We start from the raw sequence: 26,204 nt of genomic DNA on the forward strand, positions 1-26,204 counted from the left end.
CGGGCGAATACCGTGGCGTCATGACCGTCGTGAGCACCCTCGCCGGCGTGCTGCTCATCGTCGTCGCGCTCAACGACGTGTTCCACACCCTGCTGCGTCCGGCCTCCACCGGGCGCCTGACCACCTACATGTTCCGGGCGGCCTGGTCGGTGTCGCACCGCCGGCCCGCCCTGCTGACGGTCGGCGGGCCGCTGACGATCCTCGTGACGATCGGGGTGTGGATCGTGCTCGTCACCGTCGGGTGGGCCCTCATCTACGTGCCGCACTTCCCCGACGGCTTCTCGTACAGCGATCTCGATCCGAACGACTATCACCCGTTCGTCGAGGCGCTGACCTACTCGCTCGTCGCCCTCACCACTCTGGGCCTGGGTGACGTGGTTCCCGCCGAGCCGCTGATCCGGCTCCTGTCGCCGCTGGAGGCCCTGACGGGGTTCGCGCTGCTGTCGGCGTCCGTCTCGTGGTTCATGCAGCTCTACCCCGCTCTCGCCCGCCGGCGGGCGCTGGCGGTGGAGCTGACGAGCCTCCATCGCTCGGGGATCACCGCGCTGCCGCCGGAGCTGCCTCCCGGCAGGGCGGCATCCGTCATCGCCTCCGTCGGGCGGGCGATCGCCGAGCTGACCGCCGATCTCGTGCAGAACACCGAGATCTTCTACTTCGCCGAGCGCGACGAGCGGCTGTCGGCCGCCCGCGCCGTCGGCTACGCCATGGAGCTGCGCGATCAGGCCCTGCAGTCCGGCAACGGCGAGGTGCGCATCGAGGGGGCGTTCCTGGAACAGGTGCTGGATGAGCTGGCCCGCGTGCTCACGGATCAGTACGCGCACGTGACGGGCGAGTCCACCGACGCGGTGCTGCGGGCCGTCGCCGGCAGCCACGGGCATCAGCTGTCGTGATGCCCCCGGATATGCGGAAGGCCCGGAGTTCCGAGGAACTCCGGGCCTTCCGGTGAAGCGGGTGCTTACCAGCTCGACTTGGTCACGCCGGGCAGCTCGCCACGGTGCGCCATGTCACGGAAGCGGACACGCGAGATGCCGAACTTCGTGAGGACACCGCGGGGGCGGCCGTCGATGACGTCGCGCGAACGAACGCGGACGGGCGATGCGTTGCGGGGCAGCTTCTGCAGGCCCACGCGAGCGGCTTCGCGCTCCTCGTCGGTCGACGTCGGCGACACGAGCGCCTTCTTCAGCTCGGCGCGCTTGGCGGCGTAGCGGTCGACGACCACCTTGCGCTGCTCGTTGCGCGCGATCTTGCTCTTCTTAGCCATGGATCAGCGCTCCTCTCGGAAATCGACGTGCTTGCGGATGACCGGGTCGTACTTCTTCAGCACGATGCGGTCGGGGTTGTTGCGGCGGTTCTTGCGCGTCACGTAGGTGTACCCCGTGCCGGCGGTCGAACGCAGCTTGATGATCGGACGGACGTCCTGTGCCTTCTTGGCCATCAGAGCTTCACACCCTTCGCCTGGAGGTCACGCACGACCGCCTCGATGCCACGGGCGTCGATCACCTTGATGCCCTTGGCCGAGACGTTGAGCTTGATGTTGCGACCCAGCGACGGAACGAAGTAGGTCTTCTTCTGCACGTTCGGGTCGAAGCGGCGCTTCGTCCGGCGGTGCGAGTGCGAGATGTTGTGACCGAAGCCGGGAACTGCTCCAGTCACCTGGCACACTGCTGCCATAGTGATGTCTCCTTAGTACCGTGGAGCCGGACGGCCCCACCCAAGATCCCTTGTCTGCACCCCGCGCCAGACCCGGCCAGTGAAGGCCTCGTTCGGGAGTGGGATACGTACTGCGTGCTGGAGTGCGCGCAGACAAAGAGTCAGTCTAGCACGGACGGCGTGTCGCCCTTGTCGGCGGCCTCCCGCGCGCCCCGCCCCCAGCGGAAGGGCGACACGGTGGGGTCGCCCGGCACCCAGTACCGCCACGGGAACGCCGCCGTCCCCGCGACGCCCGCGACCCCCACGCGCGGACCCGACGCGATGTCGGCGAGCGGGTCGACGAGCAGCTGCAGGCGCGCGCGGGCCCCGTGATGGGGCACCCCGGTGATCGCGTCGATGCCGTCGTGCTGCGGATGCCGCAGCCCCACGGCGTCTCCGAATCGGCCGGGCCCGCGGGCCAGGTCGCGCGTCGTGCGCGCGGCGGGGCGGCGGCGGGACGCGGCATCCACCCCCTCGATCACCTGCCCGGCGCGCAGCAGCACACCGCCGGCGACGCCTTCGGGCCCGCAGACCACGTTCACGCAGGAGTGGATGCCGTGGCTCAGGTAGACGTACAGGTGCCCCGGTTCGCCCCACATCGTGGCGTTGCGCGCTGTGGGCCCCATGCGCGCGTGCGATCCGGGATCGGGGACGGGACCCGTGCCACGGCCGTGGTACGCCTCGACCTCGGTGATCCGCACGGCCACCGTCTAGCCGTCGACCACGGTCTCGAGGCGTGCGCCGAGGAGTCTCGGCGCCACCTCGGCGGGAAGGGCTTCGAGGTCCGAACGGGTCGCCGCCCGCCACCCGTGCCGCACCATGCGTGCGAGTCTACGTCCGCCCCTGCGGCCCCCGGGTCGCGCACGGGTCGCCGTGCAACCGATACTGTTCGCGCATGGGGAAGTGGTTCGTGCTCATCCTGCTGAGCGTGGCGCAGTTCATCATGGTGCTCGACAGCACGGTGATGAACGTGTCGATCTCGACGGTGGCATCCGATCTCGGCACCGACATCTCGGGCATGCAGGCGGCCATCACGTTCTATGCGCTGACGATGGCGGCCTTCATGCTCACCGGCGGCAAGCTGGGCGACCGGTGGGGCCGCAGTCTCGCCTTCCGCATCGGCTCGGTCGTGTACGGCATCGGCTCGCTGACGACGGCCCTGAGTCCCAACCTCACGGTGCTGATGCTGGGTTGGTCGCTCGTCGAGGGCCTGGGCGCCGTCCTGGTGATCCCCGCGATCGCGGCGCTGGCGGCGATCAACTACGAGGGGCGGGCGCGCGTGGTCGCGTTCGCCGTGCTCGGCGCGGTGACCGGCGGCGCCGCGGCGGCCGGCCCCCTCATCGGCGGGCTCGTCACGACGTACTCGTCGTGGCGCTACGTCTTCGTCGCCGAGGCCATCGTCATGTCCCTCGTGCTCCTCGTGTCGGGCCGCATCAAGGACGTCCCGGGCGACCGCGGCCTCAAGATCGACCTGCTCAGCGTGGTGCTGTCGGCGCTCGGCCTCGGGCTGCTGGTCTACGGCATCCTGCAGTCCAAGACATGGGGCTGGGTCGTGCCGCTGAACCCGCCCGTGATCAACGGCGAGCCCTTCGCACCCTTCGGCGTCTCACCCGTGGCGTACCTGATCCTGCTGTCGATCCTCGTGCTCTGGGGGTTCGTCCGGCGCCAGCAGCATCTCGAGCGGACCGGCGGCGTGCCGCTGCTGAAGGTCAGCCTGCTGCGGATCCCCGCGCTGCGCAGCGGCCTGACGATGTTCATGGCGCAGTACTTCGCCATCGCCGCGCTGTTCTTCGTCATCCCGGTGTACCTGCAGACGATCCTGGGCTTCGACGCTCTGCAGACCGGCCTGAAGATCCTCCCGCTCTCGGCCGGCCTCATCGTGTTCTCGATGGTGGGGTCGCGCCTGTCGACGGTCCGCTCGGCGAAGAACATCGGCCGCATCGGCCAGCTCACGCTGGGCCTGGGCGTGCTCTTCGTCTTCCTCGCCGTGCAGCCCGAGCTCGCCGACTGGACGTTCGCCGGCGGCATGTTCATCGTCGGCGCGGGCTTCGGCCTGCTCGCCTCCCAGCTCGGGAACGTCAACATGTCGGCCGTGCAGCAGTCCGACACGTCGGAGGTCGGCGGCCTGCAGGGCACGTTCCAGAACCTCGGCTCCTCGTTCGGCACCGCCGTCGTCGGATCGGTGTTCATCCTCCTCCTCACGTCGGGCTTCACGGCGGCGGTGCAGCAGAGTGACACGCTGCCCGACGACATCCGCGAGCAGGTCGTCACCACGGCGTCGAAGGGGGCGCCGATCATCTCGCAGCAGCAGGCCGAGGATCTGTTGACGGATGCCGGCGCCGACCCCGAATCCGCCGCCGAGGTCGCCCAGCTCTACGCCGACACGCAGGTGGAGTCGCTGCGGCAGTCGCTGTTCTTCGTCTTCGCCCTGACGGTGCTGGGTCTCATGCTGGCGTCCGGGCTGCCGTCGAAGCTTCCGGAGCCGGCCGCGGCCGCCGTTCCCCGCGAGCCTTCGCAACCGCCCGCCGAGTAACCGCGACGTCGTCGAATGACCACGCTGTCGGCGACGGTAGCGTGGTCGCTCGCCGAGATCGTGGTTCGTGGGCAGGGGTGCATACGCGCGGATGCCACGGGGGAGCGTCAGAGCGGGGGCACCTGGCACCACGAGATCGACGCGCCGTTGAGCGCGACGATCTCCTCGCCGTCGTCCACCTTCAGGATGCGGGTCTGCGGACGCTCGGGCAGCGGCAGCTGATAGGTGTCGTACGGGTTGGTGACGGCATCCGGCGCCAGCATGAGCGCGACGTACCGGGCGCTCGGAGATATGCAGACCTGGATGACGGCATCCGTCTCCGCCAGCTCGGTGAGCATGCGCGTGGCGCCGTCCGCGCCGACCAGCGCGACCGAGGTGCGGCCCGTCGGCACGTCGTCCTCGAGCACCGCGGCGGTCCGGATGGTCGAGCCGTCGGGCAGCGGCGTCACCGACGTGGTGCCGCCCAGATCGGCCTCGGGCGCGACGAGCGGCTCCTCACCGGCGTCGGTGAGGTCGATGACCACGGACTGCTCGAGGCGGTCGACGACGGCCTCGCTGGATCCGCGCGCGATGCCGTCGATCCCGACGGCCGCGCCGAGGGCGGTCGCCGCGCCGGCATCGGCGCCCGACCCGGTCAGCAGCAGCGACCCGTCGAACGACATCAGCAGGATGCTGTCGGTGTCGGGCACGAACCGCCACTCGGCGACCCGCGGGTCGGAGCCCGAGACCTCGATCTCGCGCGGCTCGGCGTCGACGTCGCCGAGCGAGGCCGTGAACAGCCGGCTCTCGCGGCCCGAATCGGCGTCGAGCTCGGCGTCCGAGAAGGTGTACCCTATCCGCTCGCCGCGGTCGGCGCTCTGGAGGTTCGAGATGAACCCGTCGCCGGGCAGCGGCAGCTCCTGCTCATTCTCGCCGTCCAGGTCGGTCACGATGAGCCCCGGCTGGTCGTCGTCGGTGCGCACCGACACCACGAGGTGCTCGCCGGTCGCGCGGAAGTCCTCGATGTGCGGGTGGCGGAAGACGGGCACCGCGTTCTGCCCGGTGAGGTCGGTGCGGTAGATGAGGTCGCCGTCCGTCCCGCCCGCCTGGTCGGCACCGCCGCGCTGCAGCAGGAACATCTCGGTGGGCGGCGTGCGGAACGTCTCGGTGATGGTGGCGGTCGGGCCGCCGCCGAGCGAGGCGACGTCGTCGATGGCGACGGTGTACTCGGTGTCGTCCCACAGCGGCAGCGTGAACCGCACGCCGACGCTGCGACCGGACGTGTCGACCTCGAAGGGCGTCTCGGGGGTGATCGTCACCTGCGAGGGGTCGACCTCGGCGAGCGACTGCGTCGTCGTGACGATGAGCCGGGATCCGGATGCCGCGGCCGCCGCCTCCGGATCCACCGACACCTGCGTGACGCGGGGACCCTGGGCGACGCTGGCGGCAGCGCCGGCGAGCCCGACGACCGCCAGCGCCGCGACGACGACGGCGAACATCCCGGCGAACGCGCGGCTGCGGCGGTGCCGGGACTGCGAGCGCCGGGTGCGGGGGCCGGGCTCAGTACTCATACGGATCCTCGGGCTCGGGGATCTCCTCGACGGCGGCGGCGTCGACCACGAGCCGGCCGTCGGACGAGGAGCGCACCGTCCCGGTGATCGTGACCCACTGCCCGGTGTCGGGCGAGGATTCGCCGACGACCACCGGGAGGCTGGCCGGCTGGGCGTCGATGACGCAGTGCGTGATGACCAGGCGGGTGAGGTCGAAGGCCCCGTCCTCACCCGGCGTCACGAAGCCGGTGAGCTCGACGGGCTCGCCGTCGAACGTCTCGGGGTTGGTCGCGGTGGCGAACACCGTCGCCCACTCGCCGACGCCGAACGACGCCGTGTCGCCGGTCGACGCCAGCTGCACCGTGTCCGCCCCGCCGAACAGCGGAGTCGCGCCGACGTCGCGCGACATCGCGAGCTCGGCGCTCAACGAGGCCGGGGGCAGCACGAGGGTCAGCACGACGACGCCGGACGCCGCGATACCGCCGACCGCGGTCGCCGCCACCGCCAGCGGGTGGCTGCGGTGGACGTGGTCGTCGTGCCGGTGCGCGCCGTGGCGGTCGCCGCGGGCCACCTCCGGAGCGGGCGACTCCTCGCGATGGCGGAGGATGAGCGTCGAGATCTCCGACTCCGTCGCGGCCGCTCGCTCACCGGCGTGCGCAGGGCCGGCGCCCGCGGGCGCGTGGTCGTGCCCGTGGTCGGCCTCCGCGCCGAGCGGCAGCGCGAACGACGCGACCGTGCCGACGAGCACGACCATCGCCATCGACACCGCGAACCACGTCGAGTCGGGGTTGATGTACAGCCCGAGGCGTCCGGTGACCGCCAGCGAGATCGTGACCACGGCCAGCACCGCGGCCAGGCCCACACCGAGCCACCGCGTGGCGACCCACTCCGTCTTACGCAAGGAGGTTCACCGCCGTCCCGATCGCGAAGGCGGACAGCACCACCACGACGACGATCCCGCCGAGCGTGCGCCACGTGAAGGTCGTGCGCAGCAGCGCGAGCATCTTCACGTCGACGAGTGGCCCGACCAGCAGGAACGCGACGATCGACCCGGGCGTGAAGGTCGAGGCGAACGACAGCGCGAAGAACGCGTCGACGTTGGAGCAGATCGACACCACCATGGCCAGGGCCATCATCGCCACGATCGACAGCGCGGGGTTGGCCCCGATCGCGAGCAGCGCCTCGCGCGGGATGAGCACCTGCACGGCTCCGGCGAGCGCCGAGCCGATGACGAGCGCCGGCATGACCGCACGCAGCTCGATGACGAACTGCGCCAGGGTGCGCCGCCACTTGCCGCCCGGCTCGTGGAGCACGAGCTCGCACGTGTCGCGGAAGCGGTCGGTGAGCAGAGCGTCGGGAGACGGATGCCGCGAGTACAGCCAGCCGATGAGGTTCGCGATCGCGTACCCGCCCAGCAGGCGCGCGACGAGGATGCCGTCGCTGAAGCCGAACGCCTGATGCGTCGTGATGATCACGATGGGGTTCACGATCGGCGCCGCGATCAGGAATGTGAGGGTCTCCGAGACGGAGAAGCCGCGCATCAGCAGGCCGCGGGCGAACGGCACGTTGCCGCATTCGCACACCGGCACGATCATGCCGAGCAGCGACAGCACGGCCCGGCGGGCCCACCCGCGTCGCGGCATCCATCGCTCGATCACACCCGGCGGCACCCACACCTGCACGACGATCGACAGCACCACGCCGAGCGCCACGAACGGCAGCGACTCGATGAGCACGCTGATGGCGAGCGTCAGCCCGTCCTGCGCCCGTGTGGGGAGGGGTGCGGGGAACAGCGCCGGGGCGAGCCAGTCGATGAGGAACAGCCCGGCCACCACGGCGATGCCCACGCCGATCCACAGCAGGGCGCGCGCCTGCGGCGTGGGCTCGAGACGGGCGGTCACCGGAGTGCGCCGCGGGTCCGGCATGCCGGGGGACCGCTGCGCCTGCCGGGACTGAGGCTCAGTCCGCGTCACGCTCTGCGTCCCGGGTCGCGGCGCACGACCCGCAGAGCCCGAAGATGTCGACGACGTGCTCGGCGTCGCGGAATCCGTGGCGCTCGGCGGTGCGCTTGGCCCACTGCTCGACGTCCGTCGCCTCGATCTCGACGGTCAGCCCGCAGGAGCGGCAGATCAGATGATGGTGGTGGCCCGTGCTCGTGCAGGCGCGGTAGAGCGATTCGCCCTCGGGGCTCTGCAGCGAATCGGCCTCGCCCTGGGCGGCGAGGCCGGCCAGCGCGCGGTACACGGTCGCGAGACCGATGCCGGTGTTCTCTCCGCGGAGGGTCGCGTGCAGCGACTGCGCGCTGACGAAGCCTCTGGCGTCGGAGAGGGCTTCGCGCACGCGTTCGCGCTGCCACGTGTTGCGCTGGGCCATGGGGGCGAGTCTACCGGCGGGTCCTGAGCGCGAGCCGGACGCGGGTCACCGGGACCCGGCGCCCACGGCCGCCCGCGTGACGCGGTCGCGGCGGGCGCCGACCACGCGGCACACCACGTAGATGGCGAACGAGATCGTCGTGATGTAGGGGCTGACCGGAAGCGTGCCCATGATCGCGAGGAGGATCCCGCCCACCGCCGACACGAACCCGAACAGCGCCGACAGCAGCGGGACCGACAGCGGTCCGGACGCGACGCGCATGGCCGCGGCCGCCGGGGTCACCAGCAGCGCCATCACCAGCAGCGCGCCGATGATGTGCACGGCGACGGCGACGATGAGGCCGAGCAGCAGCATGAAGGCCAGCGACACGGCCGTCGTGGGCACGCCCCGCGCGGCGGCGGACTGCGGGTCGAGCGAGTCGAACCGCAGGGGGCGCCAGATGAGCAGCAGGCCGAGCAGCACGACGGCGCCGATGCCGATCAGCCAGCCGAGCTGGCCGGTCTGCACCGACACGATCTGACCGGTGAGCAGGCTGAAGCGGTTGGCGCTGCGGCCGTCGTAGAGCGACAGGAACAGGATGCCGAGGCCCAGCCCGAACGGCATCAGCACGCCGATGATCGAGTTGCGGTCGCGGGCCTTCGCCCCCAGCACGCCGATGAGGGCGGCGGCGACGAGCGACCCGACGATCGACCCCGTCACGACGTCCCATCCGATGAGGAGGGCGGCGGCGGCGCCCGCGAACGACAGCTCGCTGATGCCGTGCACCGCGAACGCCATGTCGCGCTGCATGACGAAGACGCCGATGAGCCCGCCGACGAGCCCGAGCACGGCGCCCGCCCACACCGAGTTCGCCACCAGCGCGAGGATCTCGCCGTAGAACGGCAGACCCCCGAACATCGCGTCGGCGATGTCGTCCCAGTTCATGCGTGCGCCTCGTGGTGGTGGTGGGATGCCTCCGCGTCCGGTGCACCCACGACGACGAGCCGGTCGCCCGCGCGCAGCACGAACACGTGCGCGCCGTAGAGCGCGGTCAGCACGTCCGAGCGCAGCACCTCCTGCGGCGTCCCGAGGGTGAATCGGCCGTTGGCGATGTACAGGATGCGGTCGACCTTGCCCAGCAGCGGGTTGATGTCGTGCGTCACCAGCAGGACCGCGGCATCCTTCTCCCGGCGATGCCGATCGATGAGCCCGATCACCGCCTGCTGGTTCGCGAGGTCGAGGCTCGTGAGGGGCTCGTCGCACAGCAGCAGGCGCGGGTCGTCGGCGAGCGCCTGCCCGGCGCGCAGTCGCTGCTGCTCGCCGCCGGAGAGCAGGCCGACGGGCCGGTCGGCGAACCCGCGGGCGCCGACCGCGTCGATCAGGGCGTCGACGCGGGCGCGGTCGCCGCGGCGCGGAAGGGGCAGGCCGAACCGGTGGCCGTCGACGCCGAGCGTGACGAGGTCGCGGCCGAGCAGCGACGTGTCGGGCGGCAGCGGGCGCGCCTGGGGGATGTAGCCGATGCGACGGTTGCCCCGGCGGGTCACCGGCGCGCCCTCGACCGCGATCTCGCCCGACGAGAGGGATTCGAGGCCGAGGATGGCCCGCAGCAGCGTCGTCTTGCCCGAGCCGCTGGGGCCGAGCACCGCGACCAGCTCGCCGGCGTGGACGTCGAGGTCGAGCCCCGACCACAGCTCGCGGTCGCCGCGCTGCAGGGCGGCGTCGCGGACGCTGAGGACGACCGGACGCCCGACCGCCGGCGAGGCGGGGGTCACGCGTCCAGCGCCGCGCTGAGCGCCTCGCTGTTCGCCTGCATCCACGAGATGTAAGTCTCCCCCTCCGGCAGCGTTTCCGAAAACGCGATCACCGGGATCCCGAGCGTCTCGGCCTCGTCGACCATCTGCTGCGTCTCGGCGCCGCCCGTCTGCGTATTGGTGATGACGACGCGCACGCCGCCGTCGCGCAGCAGCCCGAGGGACTCCAGCAGCGTCGCCGGGGCGACATCCTGCCCCTCCTCGACGGCCTCGCTGAAGGCGTCCGGCGTGGCGTTCTCCAGGCCGGCCGCCTGCACGAGGTACACGGGCACCGGCTCGGTGACGAACACCTGCTCTCCGGCGTGGGCGGCGCCGATGTCCGAGAGCGAGGCCTCGAGCTGCTCGACCTCGGCCCCGAAGGCCTCCGCGTTCGCGGCGAAGGTCTCGGAGTCGTCGGGGCTCAGCGCGGCGAGCTCCTCGGCGATCGCCGCCGCGACGTGCGCGACGGTGTGCGGGTCGTACCAGACGTGCTCGTTGAAGCCCTCGACGTGGTCGTGCTCGTGACCGTGGTCGTCGGCCTCGGCGTCGTCGGCGCCCTCGGTCTCCGCGTCGGCGCCCTCGGCCTCGTGGCCCTCGTTCTCGGGCCAGTCGTGCGAGTGCTCGACCGCCGTGACGACCGGCGCCTCACTGCCGCTGGAGTCGATGAGCGCGTCGATGAACGCGTCGTAGCCGCCGCCGTTCTCGACGATGAGGTCGGCCTTCGACACGGTGAGCTGGTCGCGGGCACTGGGCTCGAACGAGTGGGGGTCCTGCGACGCGTTCGTGACGATCGACGTCACCTCGACCAGGTCGCCGCCGACCTGCGACGCGATCTCGCCGTACACGTCGGTCGACGCGACGACCGAGAGTCGCCCGTCAGCGGCGTCGCCGCCCTCGGCGCTGCCCGCTGTCTGCCCGCTCGCGCATCCGGCGAGCACGAGAGCGGATGCCGCCGCCAGGCCGAGCACAGGCAGGGAACGTCGCAGGGAGGTCATGCCCTCCAGCGTAAGGGTAATGAGAATCGTTCTCAAATCGCTCGGGCGAGCGGCGTCATCGTCAGTCGAGCAGCAGCGCGGGCTCCTCGAGGATGGAGGCGACGTCCGCGATGAACCGCGACATCCCGTCGCCGTCGACCACGCGATGATCGAACGAGCCGGCCACGGTCGTGACCCACCGCGGGCGGACCTCGCCGTCGACGACCCACGGCTTCTGGCGGATGGTGCCGAGGGCGACGATGCCGGCCTCGCCGGGGTTGATGATCGGGGTGCCGGCATCCATGCCGAAGACGCCGATGTTCGTGATCGTGATGGTGCCGCCCTGCTGGTCGGCCGGGGTGGTCTTGCCGTCGCGCGCCGTGAGGGTGAGCTTCTCGAGCGCCCGGGCCAGATCGCGCATCGAAAGGTCCTGCGCGTCCTTGATGTTGGGGACGAGGAGGCCACGCGGCGTGGCGGCGGCGATCCCGAGGTTCACGTACCGGCGCACCCGGATCTCGGCGCCGCCCTCGGCGTCGACCCACGCGGCGTTGACCATCGGCGTACGGCGGGCAGCCCAGATCACGGCGCGCGCCATGATCAGCAGCGGTGACACCTTGACGTCGGCGAAGTCGGGCGACGCCTTGAGCCGCTTGACGAGCTCCATCGTGCGGGTGGCGTCGACGTCGGTCCACACCGACACGTGCGGCGCCGAGTAGGCGGACTGCACCATCGCCGACGACGTGGCCTTGCGCACGCCCTTGACGGCGATGGTCTCCTCGCGGCTGTCGCCCGAGTCCTGAGCCGGCCGAGTCGCCGGCGCCGGGACCTGGGGCGCGGCAGGCGCCGGGGCCGCCGCGGGAGCCGGGATCGGGATGGTCTCCTCGCGCACGTCGCCCCACTCGGGCGTCTCGATGTTGCGGAAGACGCTCGCCTGCGACGCGTGCCGCACGACGTCGTCGCGCGTCACCTCGCCGGCCGGGCCGCTGGGCGTGACGGCGCCGAGCTCGACGCCGAGGTCGCGGGCGAGCTTGCGGATCGGGGGCTTCGCGATCACGCCGACGGATGCCGCGACCCGCTGCTCCGCCGGCACCGCGCGCTTCGCGCGCCGCGACTGGACGTGTCCGCCGGTGCCGTAGCCGACCAGCACCGCACCCTCGCCGGCATCGGGCGCCGGCGCGGCGGGGCCGCCGTGCTCGGACTGCCCGACGGTCGCCGGGCCGGAGGCATCCGTCCCTGCGCCGGGGGCGATGGTGATGATGGCGGCGCCGACCTCGACCGTCTCGCCCTCGGCCGCGAGCAGCTCACCCACGGTTCCCGCGAAGGGCGACGGCAGCTCGACGAGGGACTTGGCGGTCTCGATCTCGACGAGGACGTCGTTGACCGCGACCGCGTCGCCGGGGGCGACGCGCCACTGGACGATCTCGGCCTCGGTCAGCCCTTCACCGACATCGGGGAGGACGAACGTCTGGGTGCTCATGCGGTGTCCTTTCGCGGCATCCCGTCACTTCACTCGCAGGGGAGGCCGGCCATCGGGAAGGAGGCGAGGGTGGGGGTCAGTAGGCGAGGGACCGGTCGACGGCCTCGAGGATGCGGTCGGCGTCGGGCAGGTAGGAGCCCTCGAGCTTGGCAGGGGGGAACGGGGCATCGAACCCCGACACGCGCAGCACCGGAGCCTCGAGCGCATAGAACGCGCGCTCCATCACGGTCGCCGCCACCTCTGAGCCGAGCGACGTGAAGCCCGGCGCCTCCTGCGCGTAGATCATGCGGCCGGTGCGCCGCACCGAGTCGAGGATCGGCCCGTAGTCCACGGGCGACAGCGAGCGCAGGTCGACGACCTCGATGCTGGTGCCCTCGGCCTCGGCGAGCACGGCGGCCTGCAGCATCGTCGTCACCATGGCGCCGTGGCCGACGAGCGTGACGTCGGTGCCGCGGCGGACGATGCGCGACGCGTGCAGCGGCAGCGCGCGGGCCGACGTGTCGACCTCGCCCTTCTGCCAGTACTTGCTCTTGGGCTCGAGGAAGATGACGGGGTCGGCCGAGGCGATCGCGTCCTGGATCATCCAGTAGCCGTCGTTCGGCGTCGACGGGCTCACGACGCGCAGGCCCGGGGTGTGCGTGAAGTACGCCTCGGGGCTCTCCTGGTGGTGCTCGATGGCACCGATGTGCCCGCCGTAGGGGATGCGGATCACGACGGGCATCTGCACCGCGCCCTCGAGACGGTTCGTCATCTTCGCCAGCTGCGAGGTGATCTGGTCGAACGCGGGGAAGACGAATCCGTCGAACTGGATCTCGACGACGGGGCGGAAGCCGGCCAGTGCCAGCCCGATCGCGGTGCCGACGAGTCCGGACTCGGCGAGCGGGCTGTCGATCACGCGCCGCTCGCCGAACTCGGCCTGCAGCCCTTCGGTGATGCGGAAGACGCCGCCGAGCTTGCCGATGTCCTCGCCCATCAGGAGCACGCGGTCGCTGCCGGCGAGGGACGCGCGCAGGCCGGCGTTGATGGCCCGGCTGAGCGGCATCGTCTGGACGGCCGGGGCGGCGTCGGCGTCCGTCGCGCTCGTCGTCCGGATGTCGGTGTCGGTCACGATGCGCCTCCTTCGAAGGATGCCTCGTACCCGGCGAGCCACTCGCGCTGCTCGGCCATGAGGGGGTGGGGCTCGGAATACACGTGGGCGAACAGCTGGTCGGGCTCGAGTCCGCCCAGCGCGTTGGTGCGCGTGCGGATGTCGTCGGCGAGAGCCGCACCCTCCGCGTCCACGTCGGCGAAGAACGCCTCCGACGCCCCGCGGGCGAGGAGGAACGCCCTCATGCGCGCGAGGGGGTCGCGGCGGCGCCATGCCTCCTCCTCGCTCGATGGGCGGTACTTCGTGGGATCGTCGCTCGTCGTGTGCGCGCCCAGGCGGTAGGTCATCGCCTCGATCGCCTGCGGCCCGCCGCCGGCGCGCGCGTCGTCGAGCGCGGCGCGCGTGACCGCCCAGCTCGCCAGCACATCGTTGCCGTCGATCAGCGTGCTCGGCATCCCATAGCCCGCGCCGCGCTTGTACAGCGGCGAGCGCGACTGCGTCGAGACCGGCACCGAGATCGCCCACTGGTTGTTCTGCAGGAAGAAGACCTCGGGCGTCTGATAGCTCGCGGCGAAGACCATGGCCTCGTGCACGTCGCCCTGGCTCGAGGCGCCGTCGCCGTAGTAGACGATGACGGCCTCGTCGCGGTCGGCGTCGCCGGTGCCGCAGCGGCCGTCGAAGACGAGACCCATGCCGAAGCCTGTCGCGTGCAGCGTCTGCGAGCCGAGCACGAGCGTGTAGATGTGGGTGTTGCCGTTCTTGGGGTCGGTCGGGTCCCACCCGCCGTGCGTCAGTCCGCGCATCACGCGGATGATGTCGATCAGGTCGACGCCGCGGATCTTGGTGACGACGTGCTCACGGTAGGACGGGAAGATGTGATCCTGCGTCCGCGCCGCCCGTGCGGACCCGACCTGCGCGGCCTCCTGGCCGTAGCTCGGCGGCCAGAGGGCGAGCTGTCCCTGGCGCTGCAGATTGGTCGCCTGCACGTCGAACGCGCGGATGACCGCCATGTCGCGGTAGAACGTCTCGAGGTCGGCGTCGGCGAGGGCGTCGACCGCGTCCCGGTAGGGCTCGGCGGCGGGCGTGGGCGCGAAGGTCCCGTCTGCGCGGAGGAAGCGGACGATGGCGGGATCTTCGGCCGGCGCCGCGGCGTCGGTCGTCACCGAATCTTCAGGCGGGGTCACCGTTCCACGCTAGCCCGCGCCCCCGCGTGCCCTTCCGGGAGGTTCTTCACAACGGATGCCGCAATTCCTAGGACCTTCTCGACAGACTCCTCCTCGCCGACAGAGATCCGGATGCCGTCACCCGCGAACGGGCGGACGATCAGGCCGCCCTCTTCGAAAGCGGTGGCGAAGGCGGCGGTCTCGTCGCCGGCGGAAAGCCAGACGAAGTTGCCCTGCGCGGCCGGGACCTCCCAGCCCGCGGCGCGCAGCTCCTCGGCGAGGCGGTCGCGGCGCTCGGCGATGACCCGTACGCGCTGGAGGAGCTCGGCCTCGGCGTCGAGGCTCGCCAGCGCCGCCTCCTCGGCGTGGGCGGTCACCGACAGCGGGATGGCGGTCGTCCTGGCGGCGTCGAGGATCCTCGGGTGGCCGACGGCGTAGCCGATGCGCAGGCCGGCCAGGCCGTAGGCCTTGGAGAAGGTGCGGAGCACGACGACGTTGGGGTTCTCGCCCCGGGCCAGGACGGCGGCGCCGTCGACGGCGTCGGGGTCGGTGACGAACTCGGCGTAGGCCTCGTCGAGGATGACCAGCACGTCGCGGGGGACGCGCGCGACGAAGGCGTCGAACTCCGCCTGCGTGACGACCGGCCCGGTGGGGTTGTTCGGGCTGCACACCAGGACGGCGCGGGTGCGATCGGTGATGGCCGCCGCCATCGCGTCGAGGTCGTGACGGGCGCCCGCGGCGAGCGGCACCTGGACGGGCGTCGCGCCGGAGACGACCGCGAGCCACGGGTAGGCCTCGAACGACCGCCACGCGTAGATCACCTCGTCCCCGGGGCCGGAGGTCGCCTGCACCAGCTGCGCGAGGATCGAGACGCTGCCGGCCCCGACGTGCACCGCGTCGGTGCCCACGCCGAACCGCTCGGCCAGGCGCTCCCGCAGGCGTGCGGCCGTGGCATCCGGATACCGGTTGAAGGCCGTCGCCGACTGCACGCGCTGCAGCACGCCCGGCAGTGGATCGAACGGGTTCTCGTTGCTGGAGAGCTTGTACGCCTCGGCGCCCGCCTGCCTGCCCTGCTTGTACGGGGGGAGCGCGGCCACCTCCGGGCGCACGCGGACGGGGATGTCGGAAGCGTCGGTCACGCCCCGAGTCTACGAGCGGCGACCGCTCCGCGTCTGCCGGAGAGGACCCCGGCGCGAACCGTTGGCCGCCGCGAGGTGTCGTGGAAGACTGGGCGCACTATGGGCTTCCTCATCCGCGTCGTCGTCAACGCGTTCGCGATCTGGGTCGTCACCCTGATCCCCGCGCTCCAGGTCACCGTCATCCCGTTCGCGCCGGGCGACACCCTGCAGGTCGTGCTCACGTACCTTATCGTCGCGGCGATCTTCGCCCTGGTGAACACGATCATCGGCACCGTCATCAAGGTGCTGGCGTTCCCGCTCTACATCCTCACGCTGGGTCTCATCGGCCTCCTCATCAACGCGTTCCTGCTGTGGCTGACGGCGTGGCTCACCAGCTGGTGGAGCTGGGGCCTGCGCGTCGAGGACTTCTGGTGGGGTGTGCTGGCGGCCATCATCATCACCCTCATCAACTGGGTCTTCGGCATCATCCTCCGCCCGAAGAAGGACTGACCCCGCCCGCTGAGCCCCGCGTCGCCGCGTACTCGGTCACCGCCACCGCGTCGGCGCGGCCGAGGTCGGCGAACACCGCGCGCAACGTGTCGACGCGCGGATCGGTGGAGGCGTCCACGAGCGCCGCCGTCTCGGCGTACGCGCTGAGCCGATGCGCCGGGGCGCGCGCATCGTCGAGACCGGCGTCCGGGTCGGCGACGCGCTCGGCGACGAAGCTGCCCGGCGCCCCGACGCCCTCGCCGTGCCCGCCTCCCGCGAGCGCCGCGACGGGGTCGTCGGTGTGGCGCAGCGCGACGCTCAGCGTCCCGTCGCCGACATCGGCCTCCACCGGCGAGCCGAGCGAGACGAGGGTGCGCACGTCGTAGCCGCTCTCGAGCGCCAGGTGCCCGGCGATCATCGCCCCCTGCGAGTGGCCGAACGCGTGCACGACGTCGCCCTCCCGCGCCCCGGCCGCCCGAAGCGCCGCTTCGGTGGCCGCGTACGAGTCCGACGTCTGTCCGGCGTAGAGCTGCGCGTTGGACGCGTTGTCCCACGGGTCATCGCCGCCGAGCGCGAGCGACTGGGTGCCGGCGACGTAGACCGCGAACTGCCTGCTGGCGTCCGGCATCGTGTAGCGCTCGACCCGCACGCGGGCGTCGCCGGCTCCCGGCATCCGCTCGGTCACCGCGACGAGGCTCTGCGGAGCGACCACCGGTCCGGCGGGCGGAACGCGCACGGCCCCGGCGGCTCCGTTCCCCGGGGGCGCCGCGACGGTGGGCGCCCCGACGGCGGATGCCCCGGGCGTCGCGGCGGCACCCGCCGCGGGCAGCGGCCCGGCGGCCGGCGCGAGCGGCGGTCCACCGCTCGGCGCTGCCGGGGGCACGGTCCGCAGCGCCACCGGGCCGGCCGTGCCTGTGAGGCGGGCATCCCGCGACAGCCGGCCGGTGCCCGCGAACCCGACGAACGCGGCGCCGCCGAGCGTGAGGAGACCCATGCCCGCGCCGAGCACGGCCGCCCCCGGCTCGCTCACCGTGCCGCCCACCGCGACGCCCCACTGCGTCGCCTGCCGAACCAGCTCGGACGGCCACAGCACGGCCCGCTCGAACTCCGCGCCGAGCGCCGTGCGCCAGGCGCCCGGATGCGCGGCGACCAGCGCGCTCAACCGCGCGTCCAGCCGCTCTGCCCGAAGGGCGTCCCCTGCCAGCACGGCGGCGCGGTGCTCGGCCTGGATCTCGACCATCTCGTAGGCGAGCGCAGCGTCGCGCAGCGCCCCGGCGATCCGCCGCGCCTCCGCCTGTGCGGCCTCGATCCTCGAGGAGAGGACGGATGCCGACAGCTCGGCGTCGCCGGTGTGCGCGGGCTCGCTCCGCAGCTCCCGCCGCAGCCCGGCCAGTGTCGCCGCGATCTCCTCCAGTTCGGCGTCGGCGTGCGCGAACCGCTCGGCGGCGGCACGGAGCGTCGCGGTGTCGACGGCGACGGCGCCGCCCGCCTGGAGCTGCAGGCCCCGGTCGGTGCGGGGCCAGCTCTCGCCCAGCACGCTGATGAGACCCCCGTACGGGTCCATCGAGTCGACCCGCACCGCCCGTTCCGGGTCCCACGGCCCGTCCGCCGACGGCGCGCCGCTCACGGGTGCTCCGCGGTGAGCGGCAGACCCGGCAGGGCCTCCGCGAACGCGGCACGATCCCGTGCACGCAGGACGTCGAGCCGCACCGTCTCGGCCACGCACGCGAGTCCCGAGACATCGCCCGCCCAGACGATGGCGCGGTCGTGGAACACGCGCGCCGCCCGTGCCTGCCAGTCGACGGCGTCGGACAGTCCCCGCGCGACGAGAGAGGCATCCGCGATCCGGTCGATGAGGCGCGAGAGCGCACCGGCGACGGACTCCAGGCGGAAGGCCGACGAGCCGGCGGCCGGTGGAACTGTCACCCCTCGATCGTCGAAGAAGAGGCGGGCCCGCGGAGCGCGCCGCCGGGGATCCGTGCAGAGCGCGGCCCTCTCACCGGATGGGGAGGAGGGGCGCCGTCCCGACGGACGACGCCCCTCCCGGTCGCGCACGCGGGGTGGCATCCCCGCGACGGGGTCACCGCTGCGGAAGGAGGCCCTTCAGGCCCACGACCACGATGGCGGTGTCGGTCGTGGTGTTGCCCGCGGCATCCGTCGCCGTCCAGGTGAACTCGTAGACGGTGCCGTTGACCGCCTTGACCTCGACGGTGCGATCGCCCGTGATCTCCCACTCGGCCCGGTCGGAGCCCGTCGCGGTCACCGCGGTGAGCTCCACCGTGACGTCGCCGCGATCATCGGCGGCGTCGACGTCGAACTCGATGGTGCGCATCTTGTTGTTCGGCGCCAGGATGAACGACGGGTCGGCCTCGACGTCGATGGTGGGCGGCGTCACGTCCGGGGGCGTCAGGGAGAGGCCGACGATCACGGGGTCGTGATCGCTCGACCGGTAGGCGTCCGGCGCGTAGATGGCGTCCTGCGCGTCCGCCTTGAACGTCATGTCGTAGTCGATGAGGCTCGCCTCATCGGCGTTGACGTTCCACGTCGCCGCCCCGGTGACCTCGTCCAGCACGTCCTGACCCGCCAGCGCGTAGTCGAGGTAGCCGAGCTGCCCGTCGAACACGTACGAGTAGGCATCCGTCCCCTGGAACTCCGCCAGCAGGTCGGTGTACCCGGCCTGCGTGAGCACCTGGATGGGGTCCTCCTGGGCGTAGGCGTTCAGGTCGCCGATGATGAGCTCGCGCCCGGCGCCGGCACCCGTCGGGTCGGTCGCGAGCCAGTCGGCGAGCGCCGCCGCCGCCTGGGTGCGCACGCCGTTGCAGTTGCCCTGTCCGTTCGGGTCCGTCGGATCGCCGACGTCGTTGCAGTCGGAGCCCTTGGACTTCAGGTGGTTGACCACGACGGTGACCTTCGCACCCTCGGCGTCCACGAAGGTCTGCGTCAGGCCCGGACGGTTGTACTCGTCCAGCCAGCGCGCGTCGACGGACTGGTCCATCAGCTGGTGCTCGCCGTCGGGCGTGACCGACGCGGGCTTGTAGATGAGCGCCGTGGTGATGACGTCGTCCCCGATCACGCCGGTGTCGACATAGTCGTAGACGTCCTCGCCGATGCGCTCGTTGAGGGCCTCGGTGAGGGTCGCGACCGCCGTGCCGTTGTTCTCGATCTCGATGAGTCCGAAGACGTCGGCGTCGATCTCGGCCAGCGCCGTGACGATCTTCGCCTCCTGCCGCTCGAACTCCACCGGGTCGTTCGCGCCGCGCGCATCGGAGCCCGTGAGCGTCGTGAAGTAGTTGAGCACGTTGAAGCTCGCGATCTTCAGCTCGCCGCCGACCTCCGGCGCCTCGGGACGCGGGTTGCCGACCTCGAAGTCGGCGCCCTGCGTCGCCTGCACGCCCCACGTGTCGAAGCGGTAGTCGAGGACGCCGGTGGTGTTCTCGACGAGGTCGCCGCTGCGGAAGGTGTTCGCCAGGGTGAACTCCTCGCCGTTCGGGTGGATCGCCGGGTCGGGATTCTGGATGCTGCGACCGTCGTCCACGCCGATGCTCTCGGCGGCGTTCTTCGCGGCGAGCGCGATCGCGTCCGCCGAGCCCGCGTCGTAGAGCCCGGTCGGCTGATACTGGCGGCCGAGCGTCAGGCTGATCGTGCCGAAGCGCCCGAAGTCGAAGGTCTCGCCGATCGCCAGCTGCTGCGGCAGGGTCACGTACATGCCCTCGAGCGCCTCGCGCTGCTCCGGGGTCGCCGGCAGCGTCAGCTCGACGGCCTCGGGCAGCGTCTGACCGGTCGCGCAGACCTCCAGGTCGACGGCCTTGATCTGCGTGAGGCCGAAGAACTCGTCGACCTCGCCCGCCACGTTGACCACGTCGCCGACCGAGACCTCGGGCCCGCCGGGGAAGTACACGAAGATCCCGTCCGAAGTGTCGGCGAGGTCGTCGCCCGCGTCCTGGACGTAGAACCCGTCGAAGCCGCCCGTCTGGAAGTCGCCGACGACAGTGCCCGTCACGCGCAGGCTGTCGCCGTCGCGCTCGGAGGCCGCGCCCGCACCCTGGACCGATCCGATGGGGACCAGCTCCAGGTCGCAGCCCGCTTCGATCGGCGGGGGTGGCGGAACGGCTCCGTTGGCGGCACCCGGGGTGTTGAACGCCTCCCCGAAGACGGGGGTGCCGGCCGTGCCCTGGTACCCGGCGAGGTCGAAGTCGTTGCGCACCCAGTCGGCCGGCGCGTTCGTGTCGGTGCCGTCCGGGATGCGGGAGGCGCCGCCCGGATCGAATGCAAGGCCGTCGTACGAGACGCCGAGCACGACGCCGCCGTATGCGAGGTCCGTGTCGGCGTCCTTCACCGCGACGGCGTCCACCACGGTGAAGCCGAGGCCGTCGTCGATGACGCCGTCGTCATCGGTGTCGATGTCGGTCCCGACGGCGGGGAAGGTGCCGATCACCAGCAGGAGGCTGACCGTGCCGTTCTCCAGCGCGCCGCCGGCGAGCGTTGCGAGGCTGCGCCCCGACGCGTCGGCCGCCGGGAACGAGATGACCTCGTCGACCGTGCCGGTCGCCGTCCCGCTGAAGTCGCCCTCGATCTCGAGCACGCGGTACGCCGACAGGTCGGCCGTCGCGGGGCTCGCGAGCAGCTCGACGTACTCGACGTCGGCCGCGCCCGTGGTGTCGGCTGAGAACTCGTTGATCACCACGCGCGCGGCGGGAGGCTCACCGCCGCAGTTCGCGGTGTGGCTGCCGAGACCGTCGAAAGCGTCCTGACCATGGCCGGTCCACCCGGCGGAGGGGTCGAACGCGTCGCCGCCGTCCGGGTCGCCGACGCAGACATCCGCGCTGCGGCGCAGGGTGTTGTTGGTCGTCGCGGTGGATGTTCCCGCGCCCCAGCCCGCGACGCCGGGGTCGAGGCCGATCTGTCCGAAGACGTCGACCGCGGAACCGCCCTTGACCAGCGCCAGCGCGTCGTTGCCGTTGAAGAGGCCCGTCGTGGTGCCGGTGAGCTGGTCGGCGGCGTTGCGGACCGCCTCAGCGGCGGCGCCGTGCGCCAGCACGAACACGTCGCCGGGCGCGACGGTCCCGATCAGGTTGATCGTGAGGCCGGCGGTCGCACCGCCGTTCGAGTACTGCCGTAGCTGGTAGCCGGCGGCCTCGAGATCCACCGCGGCGTCCGACGGGTTGTAGATCTCGATGGCCTTGTTGTTGGACGATCCTTCGACGTATTCGCTGATCAGCAGGTCTCCGTCTGCCGCGGCGGCGGGCGCGGCGAAGGCCACGATGCCTGTCGCTGCCAGCGCGGCGGCCGCGAGCGCGGCGGGGAGTCTGCGGGGTGATGGGGACACGGAACCTCCACGGGCATCGCGCGGTCTGGTGGCCGCGCATGAGAACGCGGGCAGGCCGGTCGCCCGCCCGTTGACTGCAAAGCTAGGCGAGGGGCATCCCTCACGGGAAGAGTCCGGAAGGAGAGATCCTTAACGTTCGGTGTCGGCTCGGTCCAGAATGGAACCCATGACCGCGAGCGACGTGGCGCCCTTCCGCGTCGTCTTCGTATGCACCGGCAACATCTGCCGCTCTCCGATGGCGGAGGTGGTCTTCCGGGGATACGCGGATGCCTCGGGCTTCGGGTCCCGGGTGGCCTCGACGAGCGCCGGCACGGGCGACTGGCATGTCGGCGAGCGCGCCGATCAGCGGACGATCGACGCGCTCCACCGCGCGGGCTACGACGGCACGCACCACCGCGCCCGGCAGTTCACCCACGGCGACTTCACGCGCAGCGACCTCATCGTCGCTCTCGACCGCAGCCACGAGCGCATCCTGCGGGGCTGGGCGCGCAGCGAGGCCGACGCCGACAAGATCGCGCTGCTGATGTCGTTCGACGCGGCCGCCCCGACCCTCGACGTGCCGGACCCGTACTATGCCGGGCCCGGAATGTTCGACGAGGTGCTCGGTATGATCGAGAGTGCGAGCCGGGCGCTCTTCCGGCAACTCGAACCCGCGATCCGCCCGGCGCCCTGACGCCGGCGCAAGGTCGCCTTCGACGTGATCGACGGGAGCCACCGTGACCTCTCTGCCGCCCCAGCCCCTGAGCCCCCTCGACGGCCGATACCGGCCCGCGGTCGGCGAGCTCGGCGAGTACCTTTCCGAGGCGGGACTCAACCGCGCCCGCGTCGAGGTCGAGGTGGAGTGGCTGATCGCCCTCACCGACCGCTCGCTGTTCGGCACCTCTCCGCTCGCCGACGGCGACAAGGCCCGGCTGCGCGCCCTGTACCTCGAGTTCGGCCAGGCCGAGATCGACTGGCTCGCCGAGAAGGAGGCGGTGACCCGCCACGACGTCAAGGCGATCGAGTACCTGGTGCGTGACCGCCTGTCGGCGCTGGGCCTCGACGGCATCGCCGAGCTCACCCACTTCGCGTGCACGAGTGAGGACATCAACTCGACCTCCTACGCGCTCACGGTGCAGCGCGCGGTGCAGCGCGTGTGGCTGCCGAAGCTGCGCGAGGTCATCGCCGCCCTCACCGAGCTCGCCGTGCGGCACCGCGACGCCGCGATGCTCTCGCGCACGCACGGCCAGCCGGCGACCCCCTCGACCATGGGCAAGGAGCTGGGCGTGTTCGCCTGGCGCCTCGCCCGCGTCGCCGACCAGATCGACGGCGGCGAGTACCTCGCGAAGTTCTCCGGCGCCACGGGCACGTGGTCGGCCCACCTCTCGGCCGCTCCCGACGTGGACTGGCCGGAGGTCTCCCGGGCCTTCATCGAGGGCCTGGGGCTGGACTTCAACATCCTGACGACCCAGATCGAGTCGCACGACTGGCAGGTCGAGCTGTACGACCGCGTCCGTCACGCGGGCGGCATCCTGCACAACCTCGCCACCGACATCTGGACGTACATCTCGATCGGGTACTTCACCCAGATCCCCGTCGCCGGTGCGACCGGGTCCTCGACGATGCCGCACAAGATCAACCCCATCCGATTCGAGAACGCCGAGGCGAACCTCGAGATCTCGGGCGGGCTGCTGTCGACCCTCTCCCAGACGCTCGTCACGAGCCGCCTGCAGCGCGATCTCACCGACTCCACGACGCAGCGCAACATCGGCGTCGCCCTCGGTCACTCGCTGCTCGCGCTGGACAACCTGCAGCGCGGCCTCAAGGAGATCTCGCTCGCCGAGGACGTGCTGCGGGCCGACCTCGACGCGAACTGGGAGGTGCTCGCCGAGGCGATCCAGACGGTCGTGCGCGCCGAGATCGCGGCGGGCCGCTCGCAGATCAGCGACCCCTACGCCCTCCTGAAGGACCTCACCCGCGGCCGCCGCGTGGGCGCCCCCGAGCTCGCGGAGTTCGTCCGCGGCCTCGACATCGGCGACGAGGCGAAGGAGCGCCTCCTCGCGCTCACGCCGTCGACCTACGACGGTCTGGCCTCGCGGCTGGTCGACGAGCTGCGCTGACCGCGGCCCGGGGCAGGGGCGTCGTCAGGGCTTCGGATCGCCGGATGCCGCGGCATCCGGTTTCTGCCCCTGCTCGCCGTCGGCGGTGTCGTCGTCGAACAGGACGGGCTTGTCGATCGTCTTCGTGACCTGGGCGGGGTCGACGGCCAGCAGCAGGAGCGAGACGATGAGCAGCACGGCGATGAAGCTCACGCCCGCGATGACGAGCGCCGTCATCACGGCGGCCTGCGCCTCTTCGGCGGTGCGCTGCTGGAAGAAGCCCATCGACACGAGCGTCACGACGCCCGCGAAGAGCGCGGCCGCGAAGGCGAGCCCCAGCAGCTGGAGGGGCTTCATGAGGTCGCGGCGGGTGGGGCTTTCGTGGCTCACGCGGAGTCCTTCTGCGGGGTCGGGGCGGCGGATACGGGCTCATCCGCGATGACGGGTGCTGCGGCGCGCGGGGAGAACCCGGCGATCCCGAGGTAGACGGCGACGATCGCGGCGTAGGCGCCGAAAAGCCCCACTCCGATCGTCACGCCGGTGAGGGTGTACGTGGCGCGGGCCTCTTCGATCGTGTAGTCCAGGGCGTACGCGGGCTGGACGAACAGCATGGCCGCGCCGAGCAGGACGGTGACGGCTCCGACGACGACGGCGTCGCGGCTCTCCGAGCGCGGCCCGACCGGGGCGGCGGGGCGGGCATCGGCGACTCCGGGGGCGATCTCGCGCCGCTCGCCGCGCGCGGTGAGTCCGCGCCAGCCGGCGATGATCTCGAGCGCCCCGCTGACGAGGGCCCAGACGATGACGATGGCGAAGAAGCCCGTCGGGGTGCGCAGCGGATAGAGGCCGGCGGCCATGCCGGCCACGATCGTCGCACCGCCGAGCGCGGCGGCAGGCCAGCGGCGTCCGGCGGGGTAGACGAGCCAGACCGAGACGAGGAGCACCAGGCCGGTGGCGATCGCGAAGCCGCTGAAGACCGCGCCGCCGACGCCGGCGGAGTGGTCGGGCGAGAACGTGATCATGAGCGCCGCGAGCGCCGCGAAGGCGGCACGTGCGAGCTGCACGTGCCGCACGGCGAACGTGCGGGAATCGGCTGAGGTCACGGTGATCCTGCGAGGCGGCGGGTTCTCAGAAGCGAGAACGGATGCACCCAGTCTACGTGGCTCCCGGCGGGAGGCATCCGGGGCGCGGGCGGGCGGCCGCGCCTCACGCGAGCGTGTCGAGGATCTCGGTGAGCAGCTCGAACGTCGTCAGCGGCGAGATGATCGCGAAGCGCAGCACCGGCTCGCCGGCGTGGGAGCTCGGCACCACGAAGGCCAGCTGCTCCTCGAGGAGGTGCTCCGACCACGCCGCGTAGTCCGCGAGCGACCATCCGTCCCGGCGGAACACCACGACCGACAGCTGCGGATCGCGCACGAGCGAGAGCCCGTCGCGCCCCTCGATCTCGTCGGCGATGCGCCGCGCGAGGTCGATGCCGTACTCGATCGCGGCGCGGTACAGCGCGGTGCCGTGCGTGGCGAGGGAGAACCACAGCGGCAGCCCTCGGGCCCGACGGGTGAGCTGGACGGCGAGGTCGGACGGGTTCCAGTCCGGCTTGCCGGTGAGCGTGTCGAGGTATTCGGCCTTCTGCGTGTGGGCCGAGAGCGCCAGCGCCGGCTCGCGGTAGATGAGGGCGCACGCGTCGAACGGCGCGAACAGCCACTTGTGCGGATCGACGATGACCGAGTCGGCCAGCTCGACGCCCGCGAACGCCGGCCGCATGCGCTCCACGAGCATCGCTGCGAGACCGTACGCGCCGTCGACGTGGAACCAGACGCCGCGCTCCTTCGCGACCGCGCCGACGCCGGCGATGTCGTCGACGATCCCGAAGTTGGTCGTGCCGGCGGTCGCGACGACCGCGAAGACGGCGTCCCCGTGGGCATCCAGCGCCCGCGCGACCGCGTCGGCGCGCAGGCGTCCGTCCGAGTCGACCGCGGCGGGCGCGATGTCGACGTCCATGACCGCCGCCGCCGAGGCGATCGAGGAGTGCGCCTCGGCACTGCACACGACGACCCACCTCGTGGGCGCGGGGCGCCCCTCGTCCACGAGTCGCCGGCGCGCGGCATCCCGCGCCGTCACCAGTGCCGAGAGGTTGCCGACGGTGCCGCCCTGCACGAACACGCCGCCCGCGGTCTCGGGGAGCCCGAACTCCCGCGCGAGCCAGTGCAGCACCTCGTTCTCGGCGTAGACGGCTCCGGCGCCCTCCATCCACGAACCTCCGTAGATGGCGGATGCCGACACCACGAGGTCGAAGGCCAGCGACGCCTTGCTCGGCGCCGACGGGATGAACGAGAGGTAGCCGGGGTGATCCGTGGACACGCACGCCGGCGCCAGGACGTTCTCGAAGAGGGCGATCGCGCGGCGCGCGCCGATCCCGTCGGGGGTGATCGAGCCGGACGCCAGGCGCTGCAGCTCCCGCGGTGTCATGGGCTTGTCCAGCGGAATGTCCTGGTACAGCGCGCGCCGCCGGGCGTAGTCGAGCACGTCGTCGACGGTGCGCGTGGTGTCGGGTGAGATCCGGTGCATGTCGGCGGGCGCGGTCATGGGAGTGCTCCTGGGTTCG

25 protein-coding genes and 1 pseudogene are annotated in these 26,204 nt (G+C 71.9%); 5 read left to right on the plus strand and 21 right to left on the minus strand.

Translation table 11 applies throughout. The features are described 5' to 3' along the window. Positions 1-20 precede the first annotated feature (20 nt). A complete protein-coding gene (locus ACWGUG_RS02540) occupies positions 21-890 on the plus strand; it encodes a potassium channel family protein (RefSeq protein ID WP_452323746.1) in 870 nt (289 codons plus the stop codon). 65 nt (positions 891-955) lie between these two features. On the opposite strand, the gene rpsN is transcribed toward ACWGUG_RS02540, so the two are convergent. The 4 genes and pseudogenes from rpsN to ACWGUG_RS02560 form a co-directional block, all read right to left on the minus strand. Beyond that, positions 956-1,261: a 30S ribosomal protein S14 gene (gene rpsN / locus ACWGUG_RS02545; protein WP_127820367.1), complete on the minus strand. Its 306-nt coding sequence runs from the start codon at positions 1,259-1,261 to the stop codon at positions 956-958. 3 nt (positions 1,262-1,264) lie between these two features. Further along, on the minus strand, positions 1,265-1,435 hold the full coding sequence (gene rpmG / locus ACWGUG_RS02550) for a 50S ribosomal protein L33 (RefSeq protein ID WP_018173550.1): 171 nt from the start codon (positions 1,433-1,435) through the stop codon (positions 1,265-1,267). Further along, positions 1,435-1,671, minus strand: coding sequence for a 50S ribosomal protein L28 (gene rpmB, locus ACWGUG_RS02555; protein ID WP_013584774.1), 237 nt, complete (start codon positions 1,669-1,671; stop codon positions 1,435-1,437). Before rpmB ends, rpmG begins: the two co-directional genes overlap by 1 nt. Positions 1,672-1,811: 140 nt before the next feature. After that, positions 1,812-2,510: pseudogene (locus ACWGUG_RS02560) on the minus strand (DNA-3-methyladenine glycosylase). Positions 2,511-2,584: 74 nt separating this feature from the next. Here ACWGUG_RS02560 and ACWGUG_RS02565 point away from each other — a divergent pair. Beyond that, positions 2,585-4,222 carry an MFS transporter gene (locus ACWGUG_RS02565; RefSeq protein WP_452323747.1) on the plus strand — a complete coding sequence of 546 codons (1,638 nt, stop codon included), beginning with the start codon at positions 2,585-2,587 and terminating at the stop codon, positions 4,220-4,222. 107 nt (positions 4,223-4,329) lie between these two features. Here ACWGUG_RS02565 and ACWGUG_RS02570 read toward each other — a convergent pair whose 3' ends face one another. The 11 genes from ACWGUG_RS02570 to ACWGUG_RS02620 form a co-directional block, all read right to left on the minus strand. After that, a complete protein-coding gene (locus ACWGUG_RS02570; RefSeq protein ID WP_452323748.1) occupies positions 4,330-5,772 on the minus strand; it encodes a hypothetical protein in 1,443 nt (480 codons plus the stop codon). Next, positions 5,762-6,652, minus strand: a complete 891-nt coding sequence (locus tag ACWGUG_RS02575) for a TIGR03943 family putative permease subunit (protein WP_452323749.1) — start codon at positions 6,650-6,652, stop codon at positions 5,762-5,764. The genes ACWGUG_RS02570 and ACWGUG_RS02575 overlap by 11 nt, the downstream gene beginning before the upstream one ends. Continuing rightward, entirely contained in the window at positions 6,645-7,676 is a 1,032-nt protein-coding gene (locus ACWGUG_RS02580) for a permease (RefSeq protein ID WP_452323750.1), read from the minus strand. The genes ACWGUG_RS02575 and ACWGUG_RS02580 overlap by 8 nt, the downstream gene beginning before the upstream one ends. A 34-nt stretch (positions 7,677-7,710) precedes the next feature. Beyond that, positions 7,711-8,124 (minus strand): Fur family transcriptional regulator, encoded by a 414-nt coding sequence (locus ACWGUG_RS02585; RefSeq protein WP_336394097.1) that lies wholly within the window; start codon positions 8,122-8,124, stop codon positions 7,711-7,713. A 45-nt stretch (positions 8,125-8,169) separates the two neighbouring features. Beyond that, entirely contained in the window at positions 8,170-9,048 is an 879-nt protein-coding gene (locus ACWGUG_RS02590) for a metal ABC transporter permease (RefSeq protein WP_336394096.1), read from the minus strand. After that, positions 9,045-9,875 (minus strand): metal ABC transporter ATP-binding protein, encoded by an 831-nt coding sequence (locus ACWGUG_RS02595; protein ID WP_378879139.1) that lies wholly within the window; start codon positions 9,873-9,875, stop codon positions 9,045-9,047. The genes ACWGUG_RS02590 and ACWGUG_RS02595 overlap by 4 nt, the downstream gene beginning before the upstream one ends. Next, entirely contained in the window at positions 9,872-10,888 is a 1,017-nt protein-coding gene (locus ACWGUG_RS02600; protein ID WP_452323751.1) for a metal ABC transporter solute-binding protein, Zn/Mn family, read from the minus strand. The genes ACWGUG_RS02595 and ACWGUG_RS02600 overlap by 4 nt, the downstream gene beginning before the upstream one ends. A gap of 61 nt (positions 10,889-10,949) precedes the next feature. After that, positions 10,950-12,344 (minus strand): dihydrolipoamide acetyltransferase family protein, encoded by a 1,395-nt coding sequence (locus tag ACWGUG_RS02605; protein ID WP_336394093.1) that lies wholly within the window; start codon positions 12,342-12,344, stop codon positions 10,950-10,952. Positions 12,345-12,420: 76 nt separating this feature from the next. Continuing rightward, positions 12,421-13,386 carry an alpha-ketoacid dehydrogenase subunit beta gene (locus ACWGUG_RS02610; protein ID WP_336395027.1) on the minus strand — a complete coding sequence of 322 codons (966 nt, stop codon included), beginning with the start codon at positions 13,384-13,386 and terminating at the stop codon, positions 12,421-12,423. Positions 13,387-13,448: 62 nt separating this feature from the next. After that, a complete protein-coding gene (locus ACWGUG_RS02615) occupies positions 13,449-14,615 on the minus strand; it encodes a thiamine pyrophosphate-dependent enzyme (protein ID WP_336394092.1) in 1,167 nt (388 codons plus the stop codon). Continuing rightward, positions 14,612-15,733 carry a histidinol-phosphate transaminase gene (locus ACWGUG_RS02620; protein ID WP_452323752.1) on the minus strand — a complete coding sequence of 374 codons (1,122 nt, stop codon included), beginning with the start codon at positions 15,731-15,733 and terminating at the stop codon, positions 14,612-14,614. The genes ACWGUG_RS02615 and ACWGUG_RS02620 overlap by 4 nt, the downstream gene beginning before the upstream one ends. A 99-nt stretch (positions 15,734-15,832) precedes the next feature. Here ACWGUG_RS02620 and ACWGUG_RS02625 point away from each other — a divergent pair, with 99 nt between their 5' ends. After that, a complete protein-coding gene (locus ACWGUG_RS02625; RefSeq protein WP_336394090.1) occupies positions 15,833-16,222 on the plus strand; it encodes a phage holin family protein in 390 nt (129 codons plus the stop codon). Here ACWGUG_RS02625 and ACWGUG_RS02630 read toward each other — a convergent pair. The 3 genes from ACWGUG_RS02630 to ACWGUG_RS02640 form a co-directional block, all read right to left on the minus strand. Next, positions 16,197-17,828: a hypothetical protein gene (locus ACWGUG_RS02630; protein ID WP_452323753.1), complete on the minus strand. Its 1,632-nt coding sequence runs from the start codon at positions 17,826-17,828 to the stop codon at positions 16,197-16,199. The two genes, ACWGUG_RS02625 and ACWGUG_RS02630, sit on opposite strands and share 26 nt — an antisense overlap. Next, positions 17,825-18,127: a hypothetical protein gene (locus tag ACWGUG_RS02635; protein WP_452323754.1), complete on the minus strand. Its 303-nt coding sequence runs from the start codon at positions 18,125-18,127 to the stop codon at positions 17,825-17,827. The genes ACWGUG_RS02630 and ACWGUG_RS02635 overlap by 4 nt, the downstream gene beginning before the upstream one ends. A 154-nt stretch (positions 18,128-18,281) precedes the next feature. Next, positions 18,282-21,527 carry an ExeM/NucH family extracellular endonuclease gene (locus ACWGUG_RS02640; protein WP_452323755.1) on the minus strand — a complete coding sequence of 1,082 codons (3,246 nt, stop codon included), beginning with the start codon at positions 21,525-21,527 and terminating at the stop codon, positions 18,282-18,284. Between the two features lie 166 nt (positions 21,528-21,693). On the opposite strand from ACWGUG_RS02640, the gene ACWGUG_RS02645 reads away from it, so the two are divergent. Both ACWGUG_RS02645 and purB read left to right on the plus strand, forming a co-directional pair. Next, positions 21,694-22,200, plus strand: coding sequence for a low molecular weight protein-tyrosine-phosphatase (locus tag ACWGUG_RS02645; RefSeq protein WP_336394086.1), 507 nt, complete (start codon positions 21,694-21,696; stop codon positions 22,198-22,200). Between the two features lie 43 nt (positions 22,201-22,243). Continuing rightward, positions 22,244-23,626 (plus strand): adenylosuccinate lyase, encoded by a 1,383-nt coding sequence (gene purB, locus ACWGUG_RS02650; protein WP_452323756.1) that lies wholly within the window; start codon positions 22,244-22,246, stop codon positions 23,624-23,626. 24 nt (positions 23,627-23,650) lie between these two features. Here the strand turns inward: purB and ACWGUG_RS02655 are convergent, their stop codons facing one another. From ACWGUG_RS02655 to ACWGUG_RS02665, 3 genes are all read right to left on the minus strand, one after another. After that, a complete protein-coding gene (locus tag ACWGUG_RS02655; protein WP_336394084.1) occupies positions 23,651-23,995 on the minus strand; it encodes an amino acid transporter in 345 nt (114 codons plus the stop codon). After that, positions 23,992-24,705, minus strand: coding sequence for an acyl-CoA synthetase (locus ACWGUG_RS02660; RefSeq protein ID WP_336394083.1), 714 nt, complete (start codon positions 24,703-24,705; stop codon positions 23,992-23,994). The genes ACWGUG_RS02655 and ACWGUG_RS02660 overlap by 4 nt, the downstream gene beginning before the upstream one ends. A gap of 103 nt (positions 24,706-24,808) precedes the next feature. Continuing rightward, positions 24,809-26,185, minus strand: coding sequence for a pyridoxal phosphate-dependent decarboxylase family protein (locus tag ACWGUG_RS02665; RefSeq protein ID WP_452323757.1), 1,377 nt, complete (start codon positions 26,183-26,185; stop codon positions 24,809-24,811). Between the last annotated feature and the right edge of the window lie 19 nt (positions 26,186-26,204).

The sequence above is a fragment of the Microbacterium sp. NPDC055455 genome (genome assembly GCF_053619935.1).